Here is a 7,444-nt window from a genome sequence, read left to right as displayed (position 1 = left end):
GCGCCCGCGGCTGCGTGCGGTCGAGCGTGCGCAGATACTCCCCGTACTCGGTGCCCTCTGCCCACGGCAGGTCGAGCAATTCGGTCTGTGCGCGGAACGCGGCGACCGCTGCCTCGTCGGCCGGCGGCATGGTGCGCAGAATGCCGACGCCCCCGTCGAGCATGATCCGCGCGGCGGCCATGCCCGTCAGCAACGAGAGCTGCGCGTTCCAGTCCTCGACAGGCAGCGGCACCCGCCGTTCGACGCCGTAGCCGGCCGGCGTCAGCACGATCTCCTGGTCGGGGGTGTTCAGTGAGGCGCCGCCGCGCGCCGCCTCCTGTGCGATGAGCGCCTTCCCGACCGCGGGCAGGGGCGCGAGCGCCGGGGGAGCGGTGCCGTCGTCGAGCGCCCGCTGCGCCTCCTCATACGACCACTGCCGCCGCGACTTCACGAGCGCCCGCGTCAGCGAGGTGCTGGTCACAGCGCCGTCACCCGCCAGCTCGAAGCGCCACACGAACGCGCGCCGCACCTGGCCGGGCAGCAGCGACCCGGCGCTCTCCGAGATCTCGGTCGGGTGCAGCGGAATCCGCCCGTCCGGGGCGTACAGCGTCTGCCCGCGACGCCGCGTCGCATCGTCGAGCGCACCGCCCGGCGTGACGAAGAACGGCACATCGGCGATGGCGTAGTGCACCTCGAATCCGGCATCGGTCACCGCGAGATGCATCGCCTGGTCGAGATCGGTCGACCCGGCGGGGTCGATGGTGAGGAAGTCGAGGCGGGTCAGGTCGGGCAGTTCGCCGAGTGGGGCGCGGGATGCCTGCTCTGCTTCCGCGAGCGCCGCGGGTGGGAACTCGACGGGCACCTTGAGCTCGGCGCGCAGCGCAGCCAGCGCGTCGGCCAGCTCGCTCTGCGCCGCCGATGCCGAGAGTCGAGAGCTGCGTCGCGCCATGCCCCCGAGGCTAGTCGGCACGCGGCCTGCTGATCACGGTTCGACCGCGAGCGGCTGAACGGCTGTGCGGAGCTGTCAAGGCGCGCAGAGCGATATGGAAAACTTGGATCGTGCCCACTCGCCTTTCCAACTACTTCCTGCGCACCCTGCGCGAAGACCCCTCCGACGCCGAGGTCGTGAGCCACAAGCTGCTCGTGCGGGCCGGCTACATCCGGCGCACGTCCGCCGGCGTCTTCTCGTGGCTGCCGCTCGGGCTCAGGGTGAAGGCGAAGATCGAGCGGATCATCCGCGAGGAGATGGAGGCGGCGGGCGCACACGAGGTGCACTTCCCGGCGCTCGTTCCCCGCGAGCCGTACGACGCCACTGGCCGGTGGGACGAGTACGGCGACCTGCTCTTCCGCCTGCAGGACCGCAAGGGCGGCGACTACCTGCTCGCGCCCACCCACGAGGAGATGTTCACCCTGCTCGTGAAGGACCTGTACTCGTCGTACAAGGACCTGCCGCTCACGATCTTCCAGATCCAGGACAAGTACCGCGACGAAGCACGCCCCCGCGCGGGCCTGCTGCGCGGCCGCGAGTTCACGATGAAGGACGCGTACTCCTTCGATTACACGGATGCCGGGCTCGACGCCTCCTACGAGAGGCAGCGTGCCGCCTACGAGCGCATCTTCCAGCGCCTCGGGCTGAGCTATGTGATCGTGCAGGCGGATGCCGGCGCGATGGGCGGCTCGCGCAGCGAGGAGTTCCTGCACCCGACCCCCGTCGGCGAGGACACCTTCGTGCAGTCGGGCGGCGGCTACGCGGCCAATGTCGAGGCGTTCACCACGGTCGCGCCGCCGACGCGCAGCTATGAGAAGTTGACGCCGCAGGAGATCGTCGACACGCCCAACACGCCGACGATCGACTCGCTCGTCGCGATCGCCAACGCGAACCACCCTCGGCCTGACGGCCGCCCCTGGACCGCCGCGGACACGCTCAAGAACGTGGTGCTCGCGCTCACGCACCTCGACGGCAGCCGCGAGCTCGTGGTGGTCGGCATCCCCGGCAACCGTGAGCTCGACGTCAAGCGTGCCGAGGTCGCCTTCGCACCCGCCGAGGTCGAGCCGGCCACCGAGGCCGACTTCGCGAAGAACCCCGGCCTCGTGAAGGGCTACATCGGGCCGTGGTCGCCCGAGGGCCCCGTGCTCGGCGAGAAGTCGAGCACCGGCATCCGCTATCTCGTCGACCCTCGAGTCGTGGACGGATCCGGCTGGCTCACCGGCGCGAACGTCGAGGGCAAGCATGTCCTGGGCCTTGTGGCGGGCCGCGACTTCGCGGCGGACGGCACGATCGAGGCGGCGGAGGTGCTTCCGGGTGATGAGGCACCCGACGGCTCGGGCCCCGTGACGCTCGAGCGCGGCATGGAGATCGGCCACGTCTTCCAGCTCGGCCGCAAGTACGCCGAGGTTCTCGGCCTTAAGGTGCTCGACGAGAACGGCAAGCTCGTCACGGTCACGATGGGCTCCTACGGCATCGGCGTCACCCGCATCCTCGCGATCATCGCCGAAGAGAACAACGACGAGAAGGGCCTCATCTGGCCGGCATCCGTCGCCCCCTTCGATGTGCACGTGGTCGCCACCGGCAAGGACGAGGCCGTCTACGGCATCGCCGAAGACGTCATCGCGCAGCTCGAGTCCGCGGGTCTCGACGTGCTCTACGACGACCGCCCGAAGGTCTCGCCAGGCGTGAAGTTCGGCGACGCCGAGCTGATCGGCGTGCCGCGTGTGCTCGTCGTCGGCCGGGGCGCCGCCGAGGGCCAGGTCGAGCTCTGGAACCGGGCCACGGGCGAGCGCGAGACGGTCGCGATCGCCGACGCGGTGGCGGCCCTGACCGCGGCATAACAGCCGACTCGCACGGGTTGCACGCACTGTGAAGAACATCGGATTCCTGAGCTTCGGCCACTGGACGCCTTCGCCTCATTCGCAGACCCGCTCGGCATCCGACGCCCTGCTGCAGTCGATCGACCTCGCGGTCGCCGCCGAGGAGCTCGGCGCCGACGGTGCCTACTTCCGCGTGCACCACTTCGCGCGGCAGCTGGCGTCGCCGTTCCCGCTGCTCGCGGCGATCGGAGCGCGCACGTCGACGATCGAGATCGGCACGGCGGTCATCGACATGCGCTACGAGAACCCGCTCTACATGGCTGAGGATGCCGGCGCGGCCGACCTCATCGCGGGTGGGCGCCTGCAGCTCGGCGTCTCGCGCGGTTCGCCCGAGCAGGTCGTCGACGGCTTCCGCTACTTCGGCTACGACCCGGGCGACGACCCGAGCGGTGCCGACATGGCCCGCAGCCGCGCCGAGGTGTTCCTCAAGGTGATCGAGGGCGAGGGCTTCGCCCAGCCGAGCCCGCGCCCCATGTTCCCGAACCCGCCGGGGCTGCTGCCGCTCGAGCCGTACTCCGCAGGGCTCCGTGAGCGGATCTGGTGGGGTGCCGGCTCGAACGCGACCGCGCAGTGGGCGGCCCAGCACGGCATGAACCTGCAGAGCTCGACGCTCAAGAACGACGAGGACGGACGGCCGTTCCACCAGCAGCAGGCAGAGCAGATCCGCCTGTACCGCGAGGCATGGAAAGAGGAGGGCTGGGAGCGCGAGCCGCGCGTGTCGGTCAGCCGCAGCATCTTCGCGCTGATGAACGACATGGACCGCGCCTACTTCGGCCAGGGGCGCGACGAGCACGACCAGATCGGCATGATCGACGAGTCGACCCGCGCGATCTTCGGCCGCAGCTACGCCGCAGAGCCCGACAAGCTCGTCGAGCAGCTCGCCGAGGACGAGGCGATCGCGGCGGCGGACACTCTGCTGCTCACCGTGCCGAACCAGCTCGGCGTCGAGTACAACGCGCACGTCATCGAGTCGATCCTGAGGCACGTCGCGCCGGCGCTCGGCTGGCGCTGACCGGCTAGACCGTGCGATCGCCGGAGTGGCGGCCGAGTCTCGCCCCATAGCGCTCGGTGAGCTGCACCATGAGGTCGGGGGTTTCGCGGTCGAGCCCGAAGACGTACTCGGGGAAGTCGAGCTCGCGCTGGCGCGCCTCGATCGCCTCGTGGTCGTCGGGCGAGGCGATGAGTGGGGGAGCGCCGACCGCCACCCAGCCGATCGGCACCGTGGTGCCCGGTGGCAGCGTGGTGCGCAGGTGGACGATCGCGTCGATGCGCACCTCGCTGCCGCGGCCGATCACGGCGCCGTTGAAGACACGGCAGCCCGTGGCGAGGAAGACCTCGGCCTCGATCGTCGCGCCTGCGACATACGCGTGCGGTCCGACGAGGCAGTGATCGCCGATCGCGACCGCGTTGCCCGAGACGCCGCGGATCACCGCGTTCTCCATCACGATGGTGCTCGCACCGACTCGCACGGGGCCGCCCTCCGCCGTGATCACCGCGCCGTGCAGCACCTGCACGCCCGCACCGATCTCGACGTCCCCGCTGATAACGGCGCTCGGCGCGATCACCGCCGAGGCGTGTACGCGCGGCGCCACCCCCTGATGTTCGTAGAGCATGCCTCACGCTAGCGCCGCCACCCGTGCCCGCGGGTGCGAAAAGTACGCTCGCAAGTCCGCGAACGTGCTTTCCGCACCGCCCGAGCACGCGAATCGTTGTCCACAGCACGGCGGGGCGGCGAGGTGTGCACAGTGCATAATCGGGCCGCGTGCGCAAGGGCCGTTGCCTCGCGGATGCTGGCCGACATGACCACCGGCACACCTCGAAAACCCATCGCCCCCGGCTTCCATGGTGCGGCGCTCTCCACGGCCGACGCCCGACGGGCCGGGCTCACCCGTGCCCAGCTGCGTCAAGCCGTCGTGGCCCACCCGTTCCACGGCGTGAACGTCGTCGAGGGTGGTGGCGTTGACGCGGTGCGGTCGCGCCTGACAGCGACGCAGCGCTCCTGCAGCGACTACAGCGCGCGGATGCTTCCCGGTCAGTTCTTCGCCGGGGGCACGGCCGCGCTCGTGTGGCGGGCGCCGTTGCCCCGCGGCTGGGATGAGAGGCCGTTGGTGGTCGGGGTCTTCTCCCCGCGAACGCCTCCCCGGACCCGCGGCGTGATCGGCATGCGCGTCGGCGAAGGGCGAGTCCGCGTGCGGACTGCCTTCGGCTTCGCCCTGGTCTCCCCACCCGATGCCTGGTGCCAGCTGGCTTCCGAGCTGAGCCGCGAAGATCTGGTCGCCGTCGGCGACTACCTCGTGTCCGGCGATGTCGCCGACGGCAGGCATCGCTCGCCTCTGGCAACAGTCGCGGAGCTGCGGGAGGCGGTCGAGCGGCACGCACACGCGCGCGGCGCGGGGAAGCTCCGCTGGGCGCTTCCCCGCGTGCGTACCGGGTTCGACTCGCGCCCGGAGTCTCTCCTGCGCCTGCTCCTCGTCGGCGCCGGGCTGCCCGAGCCGCTGGTGAACGATCCCACGCCGGTCGCCGGCGGCATCGTGCTCCGCCCCGACCTCAAGCTCTCTGAGTGGCGGGTCGTCTTCGAGTACGAGGGTGAGGACCACTGGCGCGATCGCAGGCAGTGGGCCCGCGATCAGCAGCGTCGCGAGTTGCTCGAGGAGGCCGGCTGGAAGGTCATCCGCGTCTTCTCCGCGGACCTCTTCGGCGACGCGCCTGCGTTCCTGGCGCGCGTCATGGCGGTGCTCGCGAGGCGGCGCTGAACCGCAGGGCGGCATGCGGCGGTGCGAAAAGCATGTTCAGCGGCGAACGAACGTGCGTTTTGCACCGCTGCTGCGCGCACAGATGCCTGGCCCGGGGCATCCGCCTCGTCTAGAGTGGTTGTTTAGCCTGCGCGAGAGCGCGGGCACTTGCGTGCGCTGAACTGAATACCGGAAAGTCAATACAGAGGAGGCCGGCACATGGACATCGACCTCAGCGTCCTGCGTTTGATGGAGCGCGAGAAGGAGATCCCCTTCGACGAGCTCGTCCACATCATCGAGCAGGCGATCCTGACCGCCTACCTGAAGCACACGGGGCAGGCCGAGCAGCACCACCACGCCCCCGCAGGAGCGCCCGGCGCGCAAGGTGCGGCGGGCCACACCGCGGCCCCGCACGCGGACGCCCCGGCCAAGCAGCCGGCGGCGCGGGTGCACCTCGACCGCAAGACCGGCCACGTCTCCGTCTACGTGCCCGAGTACGACGACGAGGGCAACGTCATCGGCGAGGCCGAAGACAGCCCGAGCGACTTCGGCCGCATCGCGGCCTTCGCGGCGAAGCAGGTCATCAACCAGCGGCTGCGCGACATCCAGGACGAGTCGGTGCTGGGGGAGTTCAAGGGCCGCGAGGGCGACATCGTCGCCGGCGTCATCCAGCAGGGCCCGAACCCGCGCATGGTGCACGTCGACCTCGGCACCATCGAGGCGATCCTGCCGCCTGAGGAGCAGGTGCCCGGCGAGGAATACGCCCACGGCTCCCGCATCCGCGTCTACGTGACGTCCGTCGCCAAGGGCCTCAAGGGCCCCCAGATCACCGTGAGCCGCACGCACCCGGCGCTCGTGCGCAAGCTCTTCGCGCTCGAAGTGCCCGAGATTGCGGGCGGCCTCGTCGAAATCGTCTCGCTCGCGCGTGAGGCGGGCCACCGCACCAAGATCGCGGTGCGAGCAGTCGAGCCCGGCATCAACGCCAAGGGCGCCTGCATCGGCGAGATGGGCTCCCGCGTGCGCGCCGTCACCGCAGAGCTCAACAACGAGAAGATCGACATCGTCGACTACTCGCCTGACCTCGCGGCCTTCGTGGCGTCTGCTCTCAGCCCGGCGAAGGTGACGAAGGCGTACGTCGTCGACGAGAACCTCAAGGCGGTCCGCGCCCTCGTGCCCGACTACCAGCTCTCGCTCGCCATCGGCAAGGAGGGCCAGAACGCGCGTCTGGCCGCCAAGCTCACGGGCGCGAAGATCGACATCCAGCCGGATTCCGCTCAGTAGGGCAGGCCGAGGAATACCCTCCTCGGCAAATCCCGTTAAGAGAGGGGTCTAGAATGGAACCCGTCAGAACGTGCATCGGGTGCCGTTCTCGCGCTCCGAGATCCTCTCTTCTGAGGGTCGTCGCCCAAGATTCCGTCGTCGTGGTGGATGAGTCCGCCGTGATGCCGGGCCGGGGGGCGTGGATTCACCCGAGTGCGGAATGCATGAAGAAGGCGCTCCAGCGCAAGGCTTTCGGGCGTGCGCTTCGAGTGCAGGGCGTCCTTGACACCGTCGAGATCACCCACCAGCTAGAGAACAGGCTGAACGGCTAATGGACAACTAATGAGCGGCTCGAAATGAGACCCGTCCACAACTAGCGCCTGCCCTGAACCGAGGGGCGGGCCTCGGAACAGGAGAAATGTGGCTGCCAAACCACGCGTGAGTGAGATCGCCAAGGACCTCGGAATCGAGAGCAAGGCTGCGGTCGAAATCCTCAACGGCGAGCTGAAGGAGTTCGTCAAGACTCCCTCGTCAACCATCGAACCGCCTGCAGTGCGCAAGCTGCGGGCCTACGTCAGCGACCACCCCGAGCTGGTCACGTCGGC

The 7,444-nt window shown here is 69.6% G+C and carries 8 protein-coding genes; 6 read left to right on the top strand and 2 right to left on the bottom strand.

All coding sequences use genetic code 11. From position 1 onward, the window contains the following. On the bottom strand, positions 1-928 hold a 928-nt coding region (locus ACM2XV_RS10520), incomplete at its 3' end, for an RNB domain-containing ribonuclease (protein WP_487026891.1). A 110-nt stretch (positions 929-1,038) separates the two neighbouring features. Here ACM2XV_RS10520 and ACM2XV_RS10515 point away from each other — a divergent pair. After that, on the top strand, positions 1,039-2,808 hold the full coding sequence (locus ACM2XV_RS10515) for a proline--tRNA ligase (RefSeq protein WP_487026890.1): 1,770 nt from the start codon (positions 1,039-1,041) through the stop codon (positions 2,806-2,808). 28 nt (positions 2,809-2,836) lie between these two features. Then, positions 2,837-3,859: an LLM class flavin-dependent oxidoreductase gene (locus ACM2XV_RS10510; RefSeq protein ID WP_487026889.1), complete on the top strand. Its 1,023-nt coding sequence runs from the start codon at positions 2,837-2,839 to the stop codon at positions 3,857-3,859. Between the two features lie 4 nt (positions 3,860-3,863). Here ACM2XV_RS10510 and ACM2XV_RS10505 read toward each other — a convergent pair whose 3' ends face one another. Beyond that, complete coding sequence (locus ACM2XV_RS10505; RefSeq protein WP_487026888.1) at positions 3,864-4,460, bottom strand: gamma carbonic anhydrase family protein; 597 nt, start codon at positions 4,458-4,460, stop codon at positions 3,864-3,866. 186 nt (positions 4,461-4,646) lie between these two features. Between ACM2XV_RS10505 and ACM2XV_RS10500 the strand changes: the two genes are divergently transcribed. The 4 genes from ACM2XV_RS10500 to ACM2XV_RS10485 form a co-directional block, all read left to right on the top strand. Further along, entirely contained in the window at positions 4,647-5,600 is a 954-nt protein-coding gene (locus ACM2XV_RS10500) for an endonuclease domain-containing protein (RefSeq protein ID WP_487026887.1), read from the top strand. Positions 5,601-5,798: 198 nt separating this feature from the next. Then, on the top strand, positions 5,799-6,860 hold the full coding sequence (nusA, locus tag ACM2XV_RS10495) for a transcription termination factor NusA (RefSeq protein ID WP_344773176.1): 1,062 nt from the start codon (positions 5,799-5,801) through the stop codon (positions 6,858-6,860). Between the two features lie 53 nt (positions 6,861-6,913). Next, positions 6,914-7,171 (top strand): YlxR family protein, encoded by a 258-nt coding sequence (locus ACM2XV_RS10490; RefSeq protein ID WP_344773174.1) that lies wholly within the window; start codon positions 6,914-6,916, stop codon positions 7,169-7,171. A gap of 88 nt (positions 7,172-7,259) precedes the next feature. Continuing rightward, positions 7,260-7,444: translation initiation factor IF-2 N-terminal domain-containing protein (locus ACM2XV_RS10485; RefSeq protein WP_487026886.1), on the top strand; the 185-nt coding region annotated here is incomplete at its 3' end.

Source organism: Gryllotalpicola sp. CP2-P1, from assembly GCF_057512245.1.
Note: the sequence above shows the minus strand (reverse complement) of the source record. Positions and strands in the feature narration are given on the sequence as shown.

What these genes read in the sequence shown, in the direction of transcription:
- ACM2XV_RS10505 (WP_487026888.1), bottom strand. Translation starts at nt 4,460, where the DNA reads ATGCTCTACGAACATCAGGGGGTGGCGCCGCGCGTACACGCCTCGGCG.
- ACM2XV_RS10500 (WP_487026887.1), top strand. Translation starts at nt 4,647, where the DNA reads ATGACCACCGGCACACCTCGAAAACCCATCGCCCCCGGCTTCCATGGT.
- nusA (WP_344773176.1), top strand. Translation starts at nt 5,799, where the DNA reads ATGGACATCGACCTCAGCGTCCTGCGTTTGATGGAGCGCGAGAAGGAG.
- ACM2XV_RS10490 (WP_344773174.1), top strand. Translation starts at nt 6,914, where the DNA reads ATGGAACCCGTCAGAACGTGCATCGGGTGCCGTTCTCGCGCTCCGAGA.